Genomic DNA, 18,379 nt, shown 5'->3' on the forward strand with positions numbered 1-18,379 from the left:
ACAGGGGAGTGCGCATGCGCAAGGCGCTCAGATGGCTGCTGGCGCTCACGGTGCTCATAGGCACGTTGAGCACGGCCGGAGCGGCCACCGCCGCCGAGCCGGAGGCCACCGGCACCGACAGCACCACTGACATCAAGGAAAGGCTGCTCTCCATACCGGGCATGAGCCTGGTCGAGGAGAAGCCGTACACCGGCTACCGCTTCTTCGTCCTGAACTACACCCAGCCGGTCGACCACCGCAGGCCCTCCAAGGGCACGTTCCAGCAGCGCATCACCGTGCTGCACAAGGACGTCTCCCGCCCGACGGTCTTCTTCACCAGCGGCTACAACGTCTCCACGTCGCCCCGCCGCAGCGAGCCCACCCAGATCGTGGACGGCAACCAGGTCTCCCTGGAGTACCGCTTCTTCACCCCGTCCCGGCCCGACCCGGCCGACTGGTCCAAGCTGGACATCTGGCAGGCCGCCAGCGACCAGCACCGCGTCTTCAAGGCGCTGAAGGGCATCTACAGCAAGAACTGGATCTCCACGGGCGGTTCGAAGGGCGGCATGACCGCCACCTACTACGAGCGCTTCTACCCGCGCGACATGGACGGCGTCGTCGCCTACGTCGCCCCCAACGACGTCGTCAACAAGGAGGACTCGGCCTACGACCGCTTCTTCGCGCGCGTCGGCACCGAGGAGTGCCGCGACCGGCTGAACGGCGTGCAGCGCGAGGCGCTGGTGCGCCGCGAGCCGCTGGAGAACAAGTACGCCGCCTACGCGAAGGAGAACGACCTCACCTTCGAGACCATCGGCAGCCTGGACAAGGCCTACGAGGCGACCGTCCTCGACTATGTGTGGGGCTTCTGGCAGTACAGCCTGCTGGAGGACTGCGACCAGATCCCGGCCGACGCGAAGAACGCCACCGACGACGAGATCTGGAACTCCGTCGACACGATCTCCGGCTTCTCCGCCTATGCCGACCAGGGCCTTGCTGCCTACACGCCGTACTACTACCAGGCCGGCACGCAGCTCGGCGCGCCGACGATCCGGTTCCCGCACATCGAGAAGAAGTACATCCGCTACGGCTACCAGCCGCCGCGGAACTTCGTCCCCCGGGACATCCCGATGACGTTCCAGCCGTCGGCGATGCGGGATGTGGACACCTGGGTCCGCCACAACGCCCGGCAGATGCTGTTCGTCTACGGCCAGAACGACCCGTGGGGCGCGGAGCCCTTCCGCGTCGGCAAGGGCGCGAAGGACTCCTACGTCATGACCGCCCCCGGCATGAACCACGGCGCCAACGTCGCGGGCCTCGTGCCCGAGCAGAAGGCCCTCGCCACCGCCCGCATCCTCGACTGGGCCGGCGTCGCCTCCAGCGCGGTGCAGGCCGACCCGGCGGCGGCGAAGCCGCTGGCGAAGTTCGACGCCAAGCTGGACAAGCGGGACACGCAGCGTGAGATGACGCTGCGTCCGTAACTGGATGCCGCCCGCACTCGACCGCCCCTCGGCCTACGGGCCGGGGGCGGTTCGCATGTCGGCACCCAGTCGCGCCGTCGAAGCCGCGGCCCGGCGGGCGGTGTCCGCGTGACCGGATACCGGGAGCAGGACCCGAAGGGAGGCGTCGCCCACGTGTCAGGCGGCTTCCTCAACTACCAGGTCATTCCCCGGCACGAGTGCGTCTTCGTGCACAGGTGACCTACCTGTGAGGAGCCGCCACTGAGGACCCGCCGTCACGGAAGCCCGCAGCCGGGCGCGGCGCGGAAAACCGGCTGACCGTGCCCGGCTCCGCACACCCGTCCCTCTCGCCTCTCCCGTCTCGCCCAAGCTGGCAGGAAGGAGTATGGCGTGCGGGGTCCGGGTGACCGGCCGGCTCCGCCGGGTAGCCGGCCGCAGGCCGGGAGGGACATGAGCGGGGAGTTGGAGCGGCTGATGGCCAGGGGCGGCGGCAAGGCCGTACTGAGGGACGTTCTCGAACATCGGGTAGGACGCCCACGCCGGCGATGCTGGCCACGGGTGATCGCCGAGGGGATCAGGTGGGAACGCGGGATGACGGTCCTCAAGGGCCGAGTGCGGGAGTGTGGCCCACCTGCGAGAGGTGTGAACGCTGTTGGCCGGGGGGAGCAGGGGCGTCTTGTCGGCGCGATCTCGCCCGACCAGCCCCTTCGTACGGACGTGATAGGGGGTGGCGATCTCCAACGGCACTTTGACAAGGGCCGCCTCGCCACCCCATGTACGACGAGCCGCCCCCGCCCATCGCGCAAGTGCTGCCTCAAGGGAAGCCCCTCGTAGTCCGCTCTTGCCTGGTCTGCCTGAACTGACCGTATACGCACCGGGCCGCGGCAACTTGGCCGCGCTTTAGTCCTCCGGGTCCACGTCCCAGATACGGATCTGGATCTTGTGCGCCAGCTTCTCGATGTCCTTCGCAGCCCGGATGACCTGACCGACGTCGTCTGTGGCGGTCCACAGGACCGTATCCGTATCGATCTCATCGTCGTGCCAGGCGTACCTCAGCCCGGCCAGCACCTCCGGGGCGTCGTCCTGGCGCACGTACCGCAGTGCGCGCACGCCCTCCCCGAGATTCTCCGTGTGGAACATCTCGACGACCGGAGGCTCTACTGCGTCCGGATCATCTGCCTGCACCAGGGCACGCAGTGCCGCCTCGCGTTCGCCTTCCTCCTCTGCAGGCCGCACTGCGGCGAAGACAGGCAGGGGCATAGTCGTCGGCGAGGCGATATGCAGCAGAGCCCGGGTGTCGAACCGTTCCGGCGCGAAGGCGTCCGCGCAGCGACGCAGCGTACCCGCGAGAAACGCAATCCCGGACTCGCCCGGGTCCTGGGCGTGTGACCGGCAGAACAACTCGGCGCACTCGCTTGCCCAGGAGTCGATATCACTCCATGACTCCGCGTCCCAACGGGGTGGAATTTCGAGCCACAGGCTCGCGTCGTAGTCGATGACGAGATCGAACTCGTGCTCCAGATCCACCCAGTTCTCCGTCACGCCCAGCTCCATCGGAAGGTCGCCATCAGCGCGTCGAACCACTCGACGAGCGCGTCGGCCAGGTCGTCCTGCGGGTTGCCGGCTCCAATGGTGGAGAAGGCGGCCAGGAACCAACGGCCTGGGTCGCCGGGCACGGACACGAGGTAGTCGACCCTCCGGCTGGCCAGCTCCAGTCCTCGATCGGCTGCGGCGGGCACGATCCGCTCACGCCTCACGGCGAGTGCACCGTCCACTTCCCCGCTGCTCAGGTCGAGATCGGTGCCGTCGTCCCGCGACATGAGCTGCCCGGCGATCTCGGCGGAGTCGGACGCCGAAGCGGTCGCAGCGTTCACGCTGGAACGAGAGGGCACTTGGGTCTCGGAGACGATGATCGACGCGCCGAGATTCACTTCCCCCGCCAACCGCATCGGCAGATACAGTTCCAGTGCCTTGGCCCTGCGGGCGTCAGCAACGGCGGAAAGCAGCCGACGCTCCAACTCCAGCCGGAGTGGGGTGGGTTTGTCGCGTGGTACATCAGCCGGTACGCGAGCGAAGGCCGCGGCGACGACGTCACGGACCGTCCGTTCGGTGTCACCCGTACGCAGGGGGATCTGGACCCAGTCCGAGGGCAGGACAAGCCTGTAGCCGGTGGGTGGGGAGGTGGGCTCAGCCACGAGTGCGTGCCTGCCTGTTCGTGTACCAGATGCCTGCGAAGACCGCGACGCCGAAAAGCACGGCGGGCAGAGCGGCCAGCGGGGCGCCTGTGTCGTCGAAGATGTCGACGACGGCGAAGAAGGCGTAGAGGCCGCTGAGCAGTTTCAGCTCGAACTCCAGCGTCGCGGTCTCTTCCCGTGCCTGCCGGCCCGGGAAGCGGATCAGGGCCAGCAGCGGGGTGGCCGCGGCGAGATCCAGAGCCCATGCCTGGAGTGTGGGGACGCGCCAACCGCCAAGTTGTTCATCAGAGCTGAGGAACCACAGGATGATGACGGCGGCCACGGCGATGAGGCCGATGCGCGCCCTCTGCCCGCTGCGGAACTCGTCCCTGGCCTCCGGGCCGGAGGACGCCGACCCGGCTTGTGAGGGTTCCGCGGCGCCTGGACTCCGCCTCGGCGGTTTGAACCTCACCATTGCGACCCCACGGGTGCCGTCATGTTGTCCTTCGTGCGCTCGTATTCGTCCGTCATCCTCTCTCCGCCCTTGTCAGCCAGGTCGAGGCCTGTACCCACGAGCCAGGACGCTCGGTGCACACCTAGCTGGCGCTCTGCTTCACCGGCGACATTACGCAGTTCCTGGCTGTCGGGATGCTCGTCCCGCCAGCGCCGGATGTCCTTCATCTGCTTGGCCATCGTCTGGTCACCGAAGGTCGTCCTGCTGACCTCCTGCTTGGTCACCTCCGGCAGGGGTTCATTACGCACCCGGGTCGCCGCAGCCCGGCCCCGCTGTACGTCCAAGCTGCGATGCAGACGGGAAGCTCTTCCTCGGACGGCTGATCGCCGTGCCGCGCTCGCGCGCATGGACTCCGTCGCCCTCTTCTGCTTGGCGAGGCCCTGCGAGATGGTCCGGGACCGGTTCTGCAGCCCTTTGATTGCCTTGGCCGCCCTTGTGCCGTTGCGCATCATCTTCAGGGCCGTGACGTCCATGAGGACATCGAACCAGGACCCGTTTCCAGTGACCGCCTGGATCACGTGGATGAGCGCCACGATGCCGGCCAGTGCTGCTGCCACCGGGCCAAGCGCCGGAAAGACGACCGCGAGCAGGCCGCAGACGGTGCTGATGTCGCTCAGCTTGTCGGCCAGCGTGTCCAGCCAGTCGGCGTCGCCCACCGCGGCCTTGAAGTCATTCCACCAGCTGTCTTCCATGTCATCATCGATCGACGACCGGATCTTGCTCGCGTAGTGGTCCGCGCGCTCGTCATAGAAGGACACCGCCGAGTTCAGCTTCCGGCGTGCCTCCTCCAAGTCTTCCTCGGCTCGTTTGACGGCAGGATCCTCGGACGCTCCGCCCTTGTCGGAGTCCTTCTTCGTGCCGCCCTTCGTGTCATCCGTCTTATGGGCGTCCAGGGTTCGCTGGGCGTCCTTGGCGTCCTGCAGAGCCCGGTCGGCCTTCTTCTGGGCGGTCTCCATGTCGTCCGCCCAGCCGTCGAGGTGCCCCTTGACTTCCCGGTAACGGTCCTCGGCGAGATCGAGCCGCTTGGACAGTCCGCGCGCCTTCTCGCCGATCTTGTCCGCGTACTTCCCCTTCAGGCCATCGCTGTCGGCGATCGCCTGCATGGCTGCCGCTTGATCACGGAGCTTCTTGGCGATCTTCTTCATGTGCGTGACCTCGTCGCGGATCCCGTCCGGGTCACCAGGAACAGGATCCGCTTCGGCGAGCGGAGACCAGTCAGTCGGCCGTGCCATGCAAGATTCCCCCGTGCGGAGTAACGAGCGCCGTCGGTCGGTCGGGGCCCAAGTCGCTACTTCTTCTTCCCCTTGGTGGCGTTGGCCAGATCGTCGTCGAGACCCTTGAATGCGTCGCGCGTCGTCTCGACCATCTCTCCGACCTCTTCGATCTCCTTGATCAGGCGCTTGCGGTTCTTGTCCCAGTTGTCCACGAAATCGCCCATGGCCTCCTGGACGCGGGCGTCACCGACGACGGCCCTGACGTCCTTCTTCCATTCGCCCAGGCCGTTGAACTCGTCGCGAATGTCGCGGAGTTGCTTCGCGCTCGTGGACAGCAGGTGGAAGTCGACCTGGAGATCCGACCCCTTGGACATGCTCACTCCCCGTGTGCGACCGTCAGCGGTTGACGGCCTGGATCTCCTGAACCACGACGTCTTGTTCGGCGCCGAACGTGCCGTCCGGCAGAGTCTGTTCACCGTTCATGCCGGTGCCGGTCCACTGGATCTTCCACGTGACGGTGGCCTGCAGCTTGTACGAGCCGTCGCCGGACGACCGGAGGTACTTCACGCCGCATGGCGGGGTCTGACCGGCCTTGCCCCTGGCGTAGGGCTCACCGATGGAGCCGTCCGCGTTCTGGCATGCGCCGGAGGCGGGGTAGGTGACTGCGTCGTCCGTACCCGGGGTGATCTTCAGCGCGACCGGCTCAGCGGTGGTCGTCGCCTCAATGCCGAGGAGGGGCACGCGCGCGGTGACGGAGACCGGCTTGAACTCCGCCGTGTCCAGCCACGCCCACGTCGGCAGGTTCACCTTCGTGGTGCCCTCAGGAGCCAGCTCGACCTTCGTCGACGGGACGCGGATCTCGGCGTAAGCGAGCTGGGCCAGCATCTCGGACGTGATGGCCTGCGGAACCTCAGCCGGCGGCGCGTCACCCTTGTCGACCCAGAAAGGCATCTCGTCGCAGTCCTGGGCCGCGGGGTCCGCCTCGTGCCCTTCGGTGGTGTACGCGTCCCACCAGTAGCCCTCGCCCTCCTTGTCCTTGTTGAAGTCCTTGTAGGGCTTGCCCTTGACGAAGTAGTTCTTGGTCTTCAGGGACCACTCGGGACTGGGCGCACTACTCTCCCACACCTGCCGCATCTGCGACTCGATTTCCTTGGGTGTGTACTTCGGAGCGTAGTAGCAGGCGGGCGGATTCCATGACGTGGTCGATGTGACGGCCCCGGCCGACTCGCCACTGCCGTTCTTCGAGCGGTCGAAGACAATCACGCCTCCAGCGGACGCCGAGAGGGCGGCACCGTCGACCTTGCCCGATGTGTCGGAGTCGACTTCGGTTACGGAAGGAGCGGGTCCCGGTGTTGCCCATGCGGCATTCGGGAGTCCTCCCAGAATCAGAGCCAGAAGGCCAGTGGTTCCGATCCGGGTTGGTGTCATCAGCCTCCGCAACGCTCGTGCCCCCTCTTTGTGTTCAGGCCTGTGGTCACCCACACGCCCTCGTTGTTCTTCTCCAAGCGAGTGTTGTAAAGAACGTAGGGGCTGTCGCTGGCTGGGGTCTTATCCACCTTGCCGGTTTTTCGGTCCTTGTTGTATGCCTTACTGTCGTCCGCGCAATAGATGACGACGGCTGTGTTCTTGTCGCGAAGCGTCACCTGTGGGTCGAAATAGCGGATGGTCCCTTTCCAGGAGATGTTCGCGTCAAGCCATGCCTGGACCCACTTGACTTCACTGATGAGTGCATCGTCCTGGTAGTAGAAAGCGAGCGCCTTCGACTTTGTGTCGCCTCGGGCGATCGCGTCGTCAACCGAGTTGAGTGCCCGCTCGGCGTCGGCCAGCGCAGCGTCCTTCGCGGCATCCCCGGTCTTCCAGCCCTCGAAGATGCTCTTCATGTCTTCAGGTACCGCAATGTCCGGCCGGTTGGCGGTGTCCAGGGCGCTGGGGCTCGGCGAAGCCGAGGACGCCGATTCGTCCCCCGCGTCCGCTCCCGCAATTTTGTCATTGCCCTTGGAGTTGTCGTCACCGCCCCCGCAGGCGGACAGCGACAGGGCCGCTACAGCGGTCAGCGCAGCGGCTGCGAGCAAGGTGGGGCGGCCGTTCACGAATGACTCCCGGTGGGGCGAGGGTTCTCATGAGCCTGCCAACGGTATCCAGGTGACTTGGGTGGCACCAGTTTGGTTTACGTCAAGCCCGGCCATCCAACCGGGCAAATCGCCACAGAAGCCACCGCTGGCGAAAGGGTCGCATGGTCACCGTTTCGTAACGCAACGAAGTCTGTGAACACGGCCGTACCGGTCGAACGCGAGCCCCAGGGGCCCCGGATGGGAGACATCCCGTAACGGGCTGCTGCACCGCGACAGGGACATCGAGGTTCGGCTGCGCAGTGTGCACAGGCGGACTGTCTCCGATTCGTGATGTCGTTGCCGCCAAACGCCACGTGGCGGAGTCGGGCAAGCCGAAGGGGGCCCGCATCCTCCTCTTCGACCACGGAAACGGTTGGCTGATCTACACCTTCATCCGGCGCGTCGAGGATCCGCAGATCATCGTGGAGGAGCTCTTCTGGCAATCACGGAAGTCAAGCCTGCCGAACGGTCCTCGTGGCGCTGTCCGGCGCGCTCCAGCGCGAGCGCAGCGGCCTCAAGCTCGTCCAGCAGTTGCTGGAGAAGAACGCGGACGCCCCGCTCGGCAAGCTCATTCCGCTCGGTGATCTGTGGGACGTCCTGGTCGACGGCACCGGCGCGGCCTTCACCGACGAGCTGGCGCACGAGTCCTAGGCGGCCGAGAAGTTCTACGCCAAGGCGCGCGAGATCCTGCTGAAGAAGTACGGCCGGGACGTGACCAACGCCGACTTCCTCGCCGACGACCGCTTCGTGAAGACGCTGCTGCTCGCCGCGCTCGCCCCCGACGTGCCGGCCCTGCGCCGGCTCACGGGCGCTCGGCTCGCCGCCCTCAACCACGGCTCCGTGCACTCCCGGACCGTGCCCGTCGGCGAGAAGGTCGTCGAGCGCATGAAGGTCCTGCAGGGCGAGTTCCCCACCGAACTGCGCAGCGAGGGCGGCAGAGATCCCGTCTTCTCGCTGCACCTGTCCGACCTGGACATCGAGCCGCTGCTCAAGCGGGTGGAAGGGGAGGACAAGGAGGGGCCGCGCAGGGTGTGGGTGCGCGAGCAGCTGTGGAAGCTCCTCGACGTCACGGAGGGGGAGTTCTTCGACAAGCGGGAGATCGTCTGGCGGGGCACGAAGCGCACCGTGGAGTTCGTCTAAGGCAACGTGGCCGACGCCGGCAGGCTCTCCGACGAGCAGTTCGTCCCCAGCATGACGGGCAACATCCGCTTCGTCGTCGACTATCCCTTCGACGAGAACCACAACCGCTTCCCCACGTGGGACTGGCAGCGGTTCCAGAAGCTGAAGGAGACCGTCACCGCTCCCACGCTGGTGCGGCTGCCCGACTTCCTCTCCGACCAGCGCAAGGCCCAGCTCGGGCAGCTCGTGAAATTCAATCGCCCATAAAGCCAGGTCCTGAGTTCGTTCGTTGCCGTAAGGCACACCACGGCCACCGGCTGTGCCTCATCATCGGCCGTCTTGCTGCCGACTGGCCGGTGTCTGCCCTGTCCCGTCGACCGACTCTCACAGCGGCCGGGCGCACCCCACCGGCCGGTCGCCGCCGAGCCGGACGTACAGGGCGGTCGAGACGGGGCAGTCGGAGCGCCTGACGACGGCGTCGGTCACCTCGTACTCCGGCTCCTGCCTGCCCTTGCCGTCGCACGCGGCCTCGCGGACCTGTCCGTCGCCGGAGCTGTAGACGCAGTCGCCGACGATGGTGCGCGGCCCGCCCCCGCCGCCGGGGTCGCCCGGGTGCGGCGGCTGGAGGTTGCGCATGCAGGCGTAGCCCTGCGGCACCGCCCCGTCGCCGTCCTCGTCGGACGAGGGCCGCTGCTCGCTGATGTGCAGCACGAAGTCCGTGGTCGCCGGGCAGCGCGGCCCGTCCCGGACCGTGCCGTCGTGCCGCGCCACGACCCGGGCCGCCGCCCGCTCGCCGGCGCACGGCACCTCGGTGAAGCTCGTCGTGCCGAACGAACTGCACTCGTCGACCGCGAGGAACACCGCCCCGTACCCGGACGGCCGGGTCACCGGCGGCGACCCGCCGGTCGCCGTCCCCGACGCGGGCCCGCCCGGCCGGCCGTCCTGCGCGACACCCGCGGAGGGGCTCTGACACCCGGTCAGCAGCACACCGACCAGCGCCAGCAGCCCCCACACCACCCCCGCCGAACTTCTCACCTGCATCGCCGTCCCCCCGAGCTCCCTGGCCCAGCGTGGCCCGCGCGGCGGGCGCACGCCAGGCACATGGGACGGTTTGCGCACCTTGGGGGTGGTGCGCCGGGTCCGTGACGTACGTCTAGTACGTCAGCCCGTACCCGATCGGGTACAGCACCTGCTCCGGATCATCCGCCCGCTGCACCGGCACCGGGAGTGTGCCGCGTGGCTCCACCCGTCCCGCGATCACCCGGGCGGCGGCCCGCAGTTCCACGTCGGTCCAGGAGTACGCCGCGAGGCACGCCGGCACGGAGGGCAGCCGGGCCACGTCGTACGGATTGCGGATCGCCACCGCCACGACCGGCCTCCCCGTCGCCACGAGCTGCTCGACCAGCGTCTGCTGGCCGCTGCCCGCCGTGACGTTGTACGTCGCCGCCACCACCGCGTCCGCGTCCCGTGCCGCCGCGACCGCCCGGGCGATGGTTGCCGCGGACGGGGCCGTCCCGGTCGACAGGGCGGTGGCGGTGAACCCGAGCCCGGTCAGCGCGGCGGCGAGCACCCCGGTCGGCGGTCCGGTCGTCCCCGACGGCGAGGCCGGATCGGCCCCGACCACCAGCACTTTCGGGTACCGGCGCCGGGACAGCGGCAGCAGCCGCCCCCGGTTGACGAGCAGGGTGGTCGTCCGCTCGGCGATCCGGTCGGCCGCCGCCAGGTGGGCCCGGGTGCCGACGACGCGGTCGACACCGGCCTGACTGACGTACGGCGCGCGGAACAGGCCCAGCTTCGTCTTCAGCCGCAGGATCCGCAGGACCGACTCGTCGAGCCGCGCCTCGGTCAGCTCGCCACTGCGCACGGCATCCAGGACCGCGTGCCAGGCGAGGTCCAGGTCCGGCGGGTTGAGGAGCTGGTCCACGCCCGCCTTCAGTGCGAGCACCGGCACCCGGTCGTCGCCGTACTTGGTCCGCACGCCCTCCATGCCGAGGGAGTCCGTCACCACGACCCCGTCGTAGCCGAGCCGTTCACGCAGGATGCCGGTGAGGATCGGGCGGGAGAGGGTGGCCGGGTCGCCGGAGTCGTCGAGGGCCGGGACCATCAGGTGCGCGGTCATGATCGAGTCGATGCCCGCGGCGATCGCCGCCCGGAACGGCGGTGCGTCCAGCTTCTCCCACAGCTCCCGGCTGTGCGTGATGGTCGGGAAGCCGGTGTGGCTGTCGACGTTGGTGTCCCCGTGCCCGGGGAAGTGCTTGGCGGTCGCCGCCACCCCGGACCCCTGGTACCCGGCGACCTCGGCGGCCACCAGCGCGGCCACCGCCCGCGGGTCGGCACCGAAGGACCGTACGCCGATGACCGGGTTGGCCGGGTTGACGTTCACGTCGGCCACGGGGGAGTAGTCCTGCCGGATGCCCATCGCCCGCAGCTCGCGCCCGGCGATCCGCCCGAGGTTCCGGGCATCGGACCGCGACCCGCCCGCGCCGACGGCCATGGCGCCCGGGAAGAGCGTCGCGGGCCTGCCCACCCGGGCGACGATCCCGTGCTCCTGGTCGGTGGAGACGATCACGGGCAGCCCGCGCGGCAGTTCCAGGGAGGCCCGCTGGATGCCGTTGGACAGATCCGCGATCTGGTGCGGCTCGCGGGTGTTGTGCGCCCAGGCGAAGTAGATGATGCCGCCGACCCGGTACCTCGCGACCAGCTCGGCGGCCGTACGGACCCCGATCTCCTTCAGGTTGGCGTCGATGTCGGCCTGGTCGGGGGCGGTGGCGGAGTGGCCGTACACCCGCATCACGAAGAGCTGGCCGACCTTCTCCTCCAGCGTCATGCGCGAGACGAGGGCGCCAAGTCGCTTGTCGTCGGGGGCGTCCGCGGCGTACGCGGGCCCGGCTGCGAGGGCGCCGGCGGCGCCGGCCGTGGCGGCGAGGACGGTGCGTCTGGAGGGCTGTGCGGTGTTTCCCGTGCTTCCCGTGCCGGTGTCGTGCACGTGCGCTCCTTCCGGAGGTGATCCGCTCGGATCCGCTGAAGGAAACTTCCAAGAGGTCACCAGTAACCGGGAAGTTTCTGCCAGTCAAGGGAATGCACACTAACTGCACAGGGGCCGCCACCGGCGCGGTTGGAGGGGGACGCGCCGATGGCGGCGGTGCCGCCGGCCGCGGTACGGCGGAGAGGGTGGTCAGCGATCGCAGCCAGCAGCGAGGGCCGACACCGCACCGTGGTGACTCTCCGGCGGCCTGCGATTGGACGACGGGAGTCCGGGCCGGGTTCCCGGCCCGGGCCGGATTTCCGGAAGTCGGTAGGCGAGGTGAACCAGGGGTTCAACGGGGCGGATGAGCCGCCACTTCTCCCTTCAAAGGGTGCGCTCGACCTTCAGAGGGTGTGCTCGACGAACCGCGCCGCCGTCTCGGCCAGCACCTCCCGTCCGTCCCTCGCCCACAGCCCGTCGTTGAACAGCTCGACCTCGATGGCGCCGGTGTAGCCGGCGGATTGCACGTACCGCTGCCACTCCCGCATGTCGATCGAGCCGTCGCCGATCTGGCCACGGCCGGTCAGCACGCCCTCGGGGAGCGGAGTCGTCCAGTCGGCGAGCTGGAAGGTGTGGATCCGGCCGCCCGCACCCGCCCGGGCGATCTGCGCGGGAGCCGTGTCGTCCCACCAGATGTGGTACGTGTCGACGGTGACCCCGACCTGGTGCGCCGGAAAGCGTTCGGCCAGGTCCAGGGCCTGGGCCAGCGTCGACACCACACAGCGGTCGGAGGCGTACATCGGGTGGAGCGGCTCGATCGCCAGGCGGACGCCGTGCCGTTCCGCGTACGGGCCCAGTTCCGCCAGGGCGTCCGCGATGCGTTCGCGGGCGCCGTGCAGGTCCTTGGAGCCGGGCGGGAGGCCGCCCGAGACCAGGACCAGGGTGTCGGTGCCCAGCGTCGCCGCCTCGTCGATCGCCCGGCGGTTGTCGGCCAGGGCCTCCGCGCGCTTGGCCGGGTCGATCGCCGTGAAGAAGCCGCCCCGGCACAACGTCGTCACCGTCAGACCCGCGTCCCGGACCAGCTTCGCCGTGGCCTCCAGGCCGTACGTCTGGACCGGCTCGCGCCACAGGCCCACGTTGCGGACGCCCAACCGGCCGCACTCGTCCACCAGTTCCGGCATCGACAGCTGCTTCACCGTCATCTGGTTGATGGAGAAGCGCTCCAGCTCCGTGGTGCTCACTGGTCCACCCCGTACACGCCCAGCAGGTTCTTCATCCGCTCCTCCGCCAGCTTCGGGTCGGGGAACAGGCCGAGGCCGTCGGCGAGTTCGTACGCCTTCGCGAAGTGCGGGAGGGAGCGGGCCGACTGGAGGCCGCCGACCATCGTGAAGTGGGACTGGTGGCCGGCCAGCCAGGCCAGGAACACCACGCCCGTCTTGTAGAAGCGGGTCGGTGTCTGGAAGAGGTGGCGGGAGAGTTCGACCGTGGGGTCGAGCAGGTCGCGGAAGCCCCGCACGTCGCCCGTGTCCAGGACCCGGACCGCCTCCGCCGCCAGCGGACCCAGCGGGTCGAAGATGCCGAGCAGGGCATGGCTGAAGCCCTTCTCGTCGCCCGCGATCAGCTCGGGGTAGTTGAAGTCGTCGCCCGTGTAGCAGCGCACGCCCTGCGGCAGCCGGCGGCGGATGTCGATCTCGCGCTGCGCGTCCAGCAGCGAGACCTTGATGCCGTCGACCTTGTCCGGGTGCGCCGCGATGACGTCCAGGAAGGTGTCGGTGGCGGCGTCCAGGTCGCTCGACCCCCAGTAGCCCTCCAGCGCCGGGTCGAACATCGGGCCCAGCCAGTGCAGGACGACCGGCTCGGCGGCCTGGCGGAGCAGGTGGCCGTAGACCTCCAGGTAGTCCTCCGGGCCGGAGGCGGCTGCCGCGAGCGCCCGGGACGCCATCAGGATGGCCTGCGCGCCGGACTGCTCCACGACCGCGAGCTGCTCCTCGTAGGCCGCGCGGACCTCGGCCGGTGAACCGGCCGTGAGCTGGTCGGTGCCGACACCGCAGGCGATCCGGCCGCCGACCGCCTTGGCCTCGGCGGCGCTGCGGCGGATCAGCTCGGCCGCACCCGCCCAGTCCAGGCCCATGCCGCGCTGGGCGGTGTCCATGGCCTCGGCCACGCCCAGCCCGTGCGACCACAGGTGCCGCCGGAAGGCGAGGGTGGCGTCCCAGTCGACCGCGGCGGGCGAGTCGGGGGACACGTCCGCGTACGGGTCGGCGACGACGTGCGCCGCCGAGAAGACCGTGCGGGAGGTGAAGGGGGTGCCGGGGGTCAGGGCGAGGGGCTCCGTGCGGGGCTCGTACGTCCGCAGGCCGCCGGTGGCGTCGGGGAGTCGGATCGTCACAGCGCGATCTCCGGTACGTCGAGGCGGCGGCCCTCGGCCGAGGACCGCAGGCCCAGCTCGGCGAGCTGGACACCGCGGGCGCCGGCCAGCAGGTCCCAGTGGTAGGGGGCGTCGGCGTAGACGTGCTTGAGGAACAGCTCCCACTGCGCCTTGAAGCCGTTGTCGAACTCGGCGTTGTCCGGGATCTCCTGCCACTGGTCGCGGAAGACCTCGGTGGCGGGGATGTCCGGGTTCCAGACCGGCTTGGGCGTGGCCGAGCGGTGCTGGACGCGGCAGTTGCGCAGGCCGGCCACCGCCGAACCCTCCGTGCCGTCCACCTGGAACTCGACGAGCTCGTCGCGGTTGACGCGCACGGCCCAGCTGGAGTTGATCTGGGCGATGGCGCCGCCCTCCAGCTCGAAGATGCCGTAGGCGGCGTCGTCGGCCGTGGCGTCGTAGGGCTTGCCGTTCTCGTCCCAGCGCTGCGGGATGTGGGTGGTGGCGATGGCCTGGACGGACTTCACCCGGCCGAACAGCTCGTGCAGGACGTACTCCCAGTGCGGGAACATGTCGACGACGATGCCGCCGCCGTCCTCGGCCCGGTAGTTCCAGGACGGGCGCTGCGCGGCCTGCCAGTCGCCCTCGAAGACCCAGTAGCCGAACTCGCCGCGCACGGACAGGATCCGGCCGAAGAAGCCGCCGTCGATGAGGCGCTTCAGCTTGAGCAGGCCGGGGAGGAAGAGCTTGTCCTGGACGACGCCGTGCTTGATGCCGGCCTCGTTCGCCAGCCGGGCCAGCTCCAGGGCGCCGTCGAGGCCGGTGGCCGTGGGCTTCTCGGTGTAGATGTGCTTGCCGGCCGCGATGGCCTTCTTGAGCGCCTCCTCGCGGGCGGAGGTGACCTGGGAGTCGAAGTAGATGTCTACCGTCTCGTCGGCGAGGACCGCGTCCAGGTCGGTCGAGACGTGCTCCAGGCCGTGCTGCTCGGCCAGCGCCTTCAGCGCGTGCTCACGGCGGCCGACCAGGATCGGCTCGGGCCACAGCACGGTGCCGTCGCCGAGGTCGAGGCCGCCCTGCTCACGGAGGGCGAGGATGGAGCGGACCAGGTGCTGGCGGTAGCCCATGCGCCCGGTCACGCCGTTCATGGCGATACGCACCGTCTTGCGTGTCACGTCGTTCCCTTCGTACGCGGTCGTCGCGCCGCGTACGCCCGACTGGTGAGCGGTACAGCAAGCGCTTTCTATACAGGAAGAAGCTAGCCTCTGAACCGCGGTCCGGACAAGACCGTGACCAGGACGAGTTGTTCGAGGGGGCGAACGACCGGGGGCCGGGGGCTTAAGGTCTGCTCGGAACCATGGCCATAGGTCCATCGGAGCCAGGGCCTCGGTTCCATCGGAACCAAGGCCACAGGTCTGTATGTGTACGAGGGCGACTCTGTATGTGTACGAGGGCGGACGACGAGATGCGCGACCGGAGGACGACGAGATGACGGTGACCCTGGCGGACGTGGCGGCCCGCGCGCAGGTCTCGCCCGCGACGGTGTCGCGCGTGCTGAACGGGAACTACCCCGTGGCCGCGTCCACCCGGGAGCGGGTGCTGAAGGCCGTGGACGAGCTGGACTACGTGCTCAACGGGCCCGCGAGCGCCCTGGCCGCCGCCACCTCCGACCTGGTCGGGATCCTGGTGAACGACATCGCCGACCCGTTCTTCGGGATCATGGCGAGCGCGATCCAGGCCGAGATCGGCGGGCCGGGCGGTCGCGCGGGCGGGGAGAGGCTCGCGGTGGTCTGCAACACGGGGGGTTCTCCCGAGCGGGAGCTGACGTATCTCACGCTGTTGCAGCGGCAGCGGGCGGCGGCCGTGGTGCTGACCGGCGGGGCGATCGAGGACGCGGCGCACACGGCGGCGATGGACGCGAAGGTGCGCAAGCTGACCGACGCCGGGACGCGTGTGGTGCTGTGCGGGCGGCCGCCGGCGCCGGAGACCGGCGCGATCGCGCTGACCTTCGACAACCGCGGGGGCGGGCAGGAACTCACCGAGCACCTGATCGGGCTCGGGCACCGGCGGCTCGGCTACATCGCGGGCCCGGAGGAACGGACGACCACCCGGCACCGGCTGGAGGGGCACCGGGCCGCGCTCGCCGCGCACGGCATCGAGGAGGACCCTCGGTGGACGGTGCACGGGCGGTACGACCGGCGGTCCGGTTACGAGGCGACGCTGGAACTGCTGCGGCGCGACCCGTCGCTGACGGCGGTCGTCGCCGCGAACGACTCCGTCGCGCTGGGGGCGTGTGCGGCGCTGCGGGACTCCGGGCTGCGGATCCCGGAGGACGTGTCGGTGGCCGGGTTCGACGATCTGCCGTTCAGCATCGACGCGGTGCCCTCGCTGACGACCGTGCGGTTGCCGCTGGCGGAGGCCGGGGCGCGGGCCGGGCGGATCGCGATGGGGCGGGAGGAGGCGCCGCCCGGCGGGATCGCCTCGGTGCGGGGGGAGTTGATGGTGCGGGGGTCCTCCGGGGTGCCGCGGGTTTCCTGACCTCGGCGCTGCTTCCCTGCGTGCGGACCTGCGGACGCGGCGGTCCACGCCTGCACCCCGGTGAGCCCGAACAGACCGGGCACCTCCGCCCGGCCCCGCCTCCGCCGTCCGCTCGATGCGCAGTCCCGCTGCGGCCGGTGGTGTTCCAGGAGTCGAAGGTGCGGGTGGGGTCCCCCTGCTCGCTCGGAGTCGCGGACGCCGATGTCAGCGCACGACGTCGAAGACGTTCTTCTGCAGACCGTTGCCGTAGACCTCGTGCTCGACGAGCTTCAGCATCTGGGTGTCCTTGTCCGTGGTGCTGAAGAGCCGCTTGCCCGCACCGAGCAGGAGCGGAAAGACGAGCAGGTGGTAACGGTCGATCAGGCCGGCGTCCGAAAGGGCCTGGTTCAGGGATGCGCTGCCGTGGACGATGATCGGGCCGCCCTCGGTCTCCTTCAGAGCGGCGACGTCGTCGAGCGAGCGCAGGATCGTCGTCTCGCCCCAGTTCGACACCAGGTCGTCCTCGGTGAGGGTGGTGGAGACGACGTACTTCGGCATCACCTTGTAGTCGGCGAAGTCCTCCATGTCGGGCCACACCGCGCTGAACGCCTCGTAGCTGGTCCGGCCCATCAGCATCGCGGCGGCTTCCTTCTGCTCCCGGCCCTTGATCTCGAATGCCTCGGGGAGGAACTCGATGTCCTTGAAGGTCCACCCGGAGTTCCGGTAACCGGGCTCGCCGCCCGGGGCCTCCACGACGCCGTCGAGCGAGAGGAAAGCTGTGCTGATCAGGGTACGCATCTGAGGTTCCTTCGGTGTCTCGTGTCCGGTTCGCAAGAGAATCAGTCTGTGCGCGCTTCCACCACACTCGCAGCCGCGGCGCACCAATCGTGGTCTTTGACTGCGGATCACGGAGAAACTCATCGGCCGTCGCCCCGTCTGGTCCCGGCTGTCCTGGACGTCTAGACTCTCCCACGGGAATCTCTGACTGAGTCAACCATCGGGGGTCGTGGTCATGACCGTCCAGGACATCCGCTCCTTCAACCGCTTCTACACGAACGTCATCGGCGCGCTCGACTACGGCCGCCACCTCTACGCGCCCTACACCCTCACCGAGTCCCGCGTGCTCTACGAACTCGCGCACGCGCCGCGTACGGACGCCGCCGACCTGCGGACCCAGCTGCACCTGGACGCCGGGTACCTGAGCCGCATCCTGAACAAGTTCGAGGAGGACGGCCTGGTCGAGCGCGGGCCGTCCGAGACGGATCCGCGCCGCCGCCGCATCACCCTCACCGAGCGTGGCCGGGAGGCCGCCGCGCTCCTCGACGAGCGGGCGCGCGAGACGGTCGGGGCGATGCTGGGCACCGTGCGCGCCGAGGACCGGCCGCGGCTGGCGGAGGCGCTGCGGACCGTCCGGACGATCCTGGGTGAGGGCCGGGCGCCGCGACCGGAGGACGTCGTGCTGCGCGACCCCGTCCCCGGCGACCTCGGCTGGATCGTGCAGCGCAACGCCGCCCTGTACGCCGCCGAGTACGGCTTCGACCTCGACTACGAGGGTCTGGTCGCCCGGATCGTCGCCGAGTACGCCGAAGACCACGACCCGCACCTGGAGCGGACGTGGATCGCCGAGCTGGACGGCCGGCCGGTGGGGTGCGTGATGTGCGTACGGGACGACGCGCCGGGGGCCGCCCGGCTCCGGCTGCTGCTCGTCGAGCCGGACGCGCGCGGCCTGGGTATCGGGGACCGGCTGGTCGGGGCCGTCGTCGCCTTCGCGCGCGAGGCCGGTTACCGCGAGGTCGTCCTGTGGACCAACGACATCCTCGCCGCCGCCCGCCGCATCTACCAGCGCCACGGCTTCGTGCTGGTCGCGGAGAAACCGCACCGCTCCTTCGGGCAGGACCTGGTCGGCCAGGACTGGCGACTGGATCTTCTCGCAACACCCGAGTGACGAAGGGGAGTCGTCGGCAGGG

Annotated in this window: 19 protein-coding genes; 6 read left to right on the forward strand and 13 right to left on the reverse strand. The window is 69.3% G+C overall.

Annotated elements, in window-relative coordinates; translation table 11 throughout:
• Window positions 1-14 precede the first annotated feature (14 nt).
• Window positions 15-1,457 carry a S28 family serine protease gene (locus tag SCNRRL3882_RS26135; protein ID WP_010046932.1) on the forward strand — a complete coding sequence of 481 codons (1,443 nt, stop codon included), beginning with the start codon at window positions 15-17 and terminating at the stop codon, window positions 1,455-1,457.
• Between the two features lie 879 nt (window positions 1,458-2,336).
• On the opposite strand, the gene SCNRRL3882_RS26140 is transcribed toward SCNRRL3882_RS26135, so the two are convergent.
• From SCNRRL3882_RS26140 to SCNRRL3882_RS26170, 7 genes are all read right to left on the reverse strand, one after another.
• Window positions 2,337-2,978 carry a hypothetical protein gene (locus tag SCNRRL3882_RS26140; RefSeq protein WP_050810325.1) on the reverse strand — a complete coding sequence of 214 codons (642 nt, stop codon included), beginning with the start codon at window positions 2,976-2,978 and terminating at the stop codon, window positions 2,337-2,339.
• Window positions 2,975-3,310, reverse strand: coding sequence for a hypothetical protein (locus SCNRRL3882_RS41895; RefSeq protein WP_231911175.1), 336 nt, complete (start codon window positions 3,308-3,310; stop codon window positions 2,975-2,977). Before SCNRRL3882_RS41895 ends, SCNRRL3882_RS26140 begins: the two co-directional genes overlap by 4 nt.
• A 313-nt stretch (window positions 3,311-3,623) precedes the next feature.
• Window positions 3,624-3,953: a hypothetical protein gene (locus SCNRRL3882_RS26150; RefSeq protein WP_010046923.1), complete on the reverse strand. Its 330-nt coding sequence runs from the start codon at window positions 3,951-3,953 to the stop codon at window positions 3,624-3,626.
• Window positions 3,954-4,078: 125 nt separating this feature from the next.
• The gene (locus SCNRRL3882_RS26155; protein ID WP_102514867.1) at window positions 4,079-5,356 is read right to left on the reverse strand and encodes a putative T7SS-secreted protein; all 1,278 of its coding nucleotides are present in this window, start codon (window positions 5,354-5,356) and stop codon (window positions 4,079-4,081) included.
• Window positions 5,357-5,412: 56 nt separating this feature from the next.
• Window positions 5,413-5,712 (reverse strand): hypothetical protein, encoded by a 300-nt coding sequence (locus tag SCNRRL3882_RS26160; protein ID WP_040904187.1) that lies wholly within the window; start codon window positions 5,710-5,712, stop codon window positions 5,413-5,415.
• Between the two features lie 22 nt (window positions 5,713-5,734).
• Window positions 5,735-6,766, reverse strand: a complete 1,032-nt coding sequence (locus SCNRRL3882_RS26165) for a hypothetical protein (protein ID WP_078602964.1) — start codon at window positions 6,764-6,766, stop codon at window positions 5,735-5,737.
• The gene (locus SCNRRL3882_RS26170; protein ID WP_029181661.1) at window positions 6,766-7,428 is read right to left on the reverse strand and encodes a hypothetical protein; all 663 of its coding nucleotides are present in this window, start codon (window positions 7,426-7,428) and stop codon (window positions 6,766-6,768) included. Before SCNRRL3882_RS26170 ends, SCNRRL3882_RS26165 begins: the two co-directional genes overlap by 1 nt.
• A 495-nt stretch (window positions 7,429-7,923) precedes the next feature.
• On the opposite strand from SCNRRL3882_RS26170, the gene SCNRRL3882_RS41355 reads away from it, so the two are divergent.
• The 3 genes from SCNRRL3882_RS41355 to SCNRRL3882_RS41365 are packed head-to-tail and all read left to right on the forward strand — an operon-like array spanning window position 7,924 to window position 8,835.
• Complete coding sequence (locus SCNRRL3882_RS41355; protein WP_197709816.1) at window positions 7,924-8,100, forward strand: hypothetical protein; 177 nt, start codon at window positions 7,924-7,926, stop codon at window positions 8,098-8,100.
• Between the two features lie 60 nt (window positions 8,101-8,160).
• Window positions 8,161-8,589: a hypothetical protein gene (locus SCNRRL3882_RS41360; protein ID WP_029181660.1), complete on the forward strand. Its 429-nt coding sequence runs from the start codon at window positions 8,161-8,163 to the stop codon at window positions 8,587-8,589.
• Window positions 8,590-8,595: 6 nt separating this feature from the next.
• Window positions 8,596-8,835, forward strand: a complete 240-nt coding sequence (locus SCNRRL3882_RS41365; protein ID WP_029181659.1) for a hypothetical protein — start codon at window positions 8,596-8,598, stop codon at window positions 8,833-8,835.
• Between the two features lie 117 nt (window positions 8,836-8,952).
• Here the strand turns inward: SCNRRL3882_RS41365 and SCNRRL3882_RS26180 are convergent, their stop codons facing one another.
• From SCNRRL3882_RS26180 to SCNRRL3882_RS26200, 5 genes are all read right to left on the reverse strand, one after another.
• Window positions 8,953-9,609, reverse strand: a complete 657-nt coding sequence (locus SCNRRL3882_RS26180; protein WP_040904183.1) for a hypothetical protein — start codon at window positions 9,607-9,609, stop codon at window positions 8,953-8,955.
• Window positions 9,610-9,721: 112 nt separating this feature from the next.
• Window positions 9,722-11,554, reverse strand: coding sequence for a glycoside hydrolase family 3 protein (locus SCNRRL3882_RS26185; protein ID WP_010046910.1), 1,833 nt, complete (start codon window positions 11,552-11,554; stop codon window positions 9,722-9,724).
• A gap of 383 nt (window positions 11,555-11,937) precedes the next feature.
• Entirely contained in the window at window positions 11,938-12,735 is a 798-nt protein-coding gene (locus SCNRRL3882_RS26190) for a sugar phosphate isomerase/epimerase family protein (protein ID WP_050810327.1), read from the reverse strand.
• 35 nt (window positions 12,736-12,770) lie between these two features.
• Window positions 12,771-13,922, reverse strand: a complete 1,152-nt coding sequence (locus tag SCNRRL3882_RS26195; protein WP_010046906.1) for a dihydrodipicolinate synthase family protein — start codon at window positions 13,920-13,922, stop codon at window positions 12,771-12,773.
• The gene (locus SCNRRL3882_RS26200) at window positions 13,919-15,070 is read right to left on the reverse strand and encodes a Gfo/Idh/MocA family protein (protein ID WP_010046901.1); all 1,152 of its coding nucleotides are present in this window, start codon (window positions 15,068-15,070) and stop codon (window positions 13,919-13,921) included. Before SCNRRL3882_RS26200 ends, SCNRRL3882_RS26195 begins: the two co-directional genes overlap by 4 nt.
• A gap of 313 nt (window positions 15,071-15,383) precedes the next feature.
• Between SCNRRL3882_RS26200 and SCNRRL3882_RS26205 the strand changes: the two genes are divergently transcribed.
• Window positions 15,384-16,433 carry a LacI family DNA-binding transcriptional regulator gene (locus SCNRRL3882_RS26205; protein ID WP_010046900.1) on the forward strand — a complete coding sequence of 350 codons (1,050 nt, stop codon included), beginning with the start codon at window positions 15,384-15,386 and terminating at the stop codon, window positions 16,431-16,433.
• Between the two features lie 204 nt (window positions 16,434-16,637).
• Here SCNRRL3882_RS26205 and SCNRRL3882_RS26210 read toward each other — a convergent pair whose 3' ends face one another.
• Window positions 16,638-17,210 carry a dihydrofolate reductase family protein gene (locus tag SCNRRL3882_RS26210; protein WP_010046898.1) on the reverse strand — a complete coding sequence of 191 codons (573 nt, stop codon included), beginning with the start codon at window positions 17,208-17,210 and terminating at the stop codon, window positions 16,638-16,640.
• A 214-nt stretch (window positions 17,211-17,424) separates the two neighbouring features.
• Here SCNRRL3882_RS26210 and SCNRRL3882_RS26215 point away from each other — a divergent pair, with 214 nt between their 5' ends.
• Window positions 17,425-18,357 (forward strand): bifunctional helix-turn-helix transcriptional regulator/GNAT family N-acetyltransferase, encoded by a 933-nt coding sequence (locus SCNRRL3882_RS26215; RefSeq protein WP_010046896.1) that lies wholly within the window; start codon window positions 17,425-17,427, stop codon window positions 18,355-18,357.
• Window positions 18,358-18,379 lie beyond the last annotated feature (22 nt).

The sequence above is a fragment of the Streptomyces chartreusis NRRL 3882 genome (genome assembly GCF_900236475.1).
GTDB classification, from domain to species: domain Bacteria; phylum Actinomycetota; class Actinomycetes; order Streptomycetales; family Streptomycetaceae; genus Streptomyces; species Streptomyces chartreusis_D.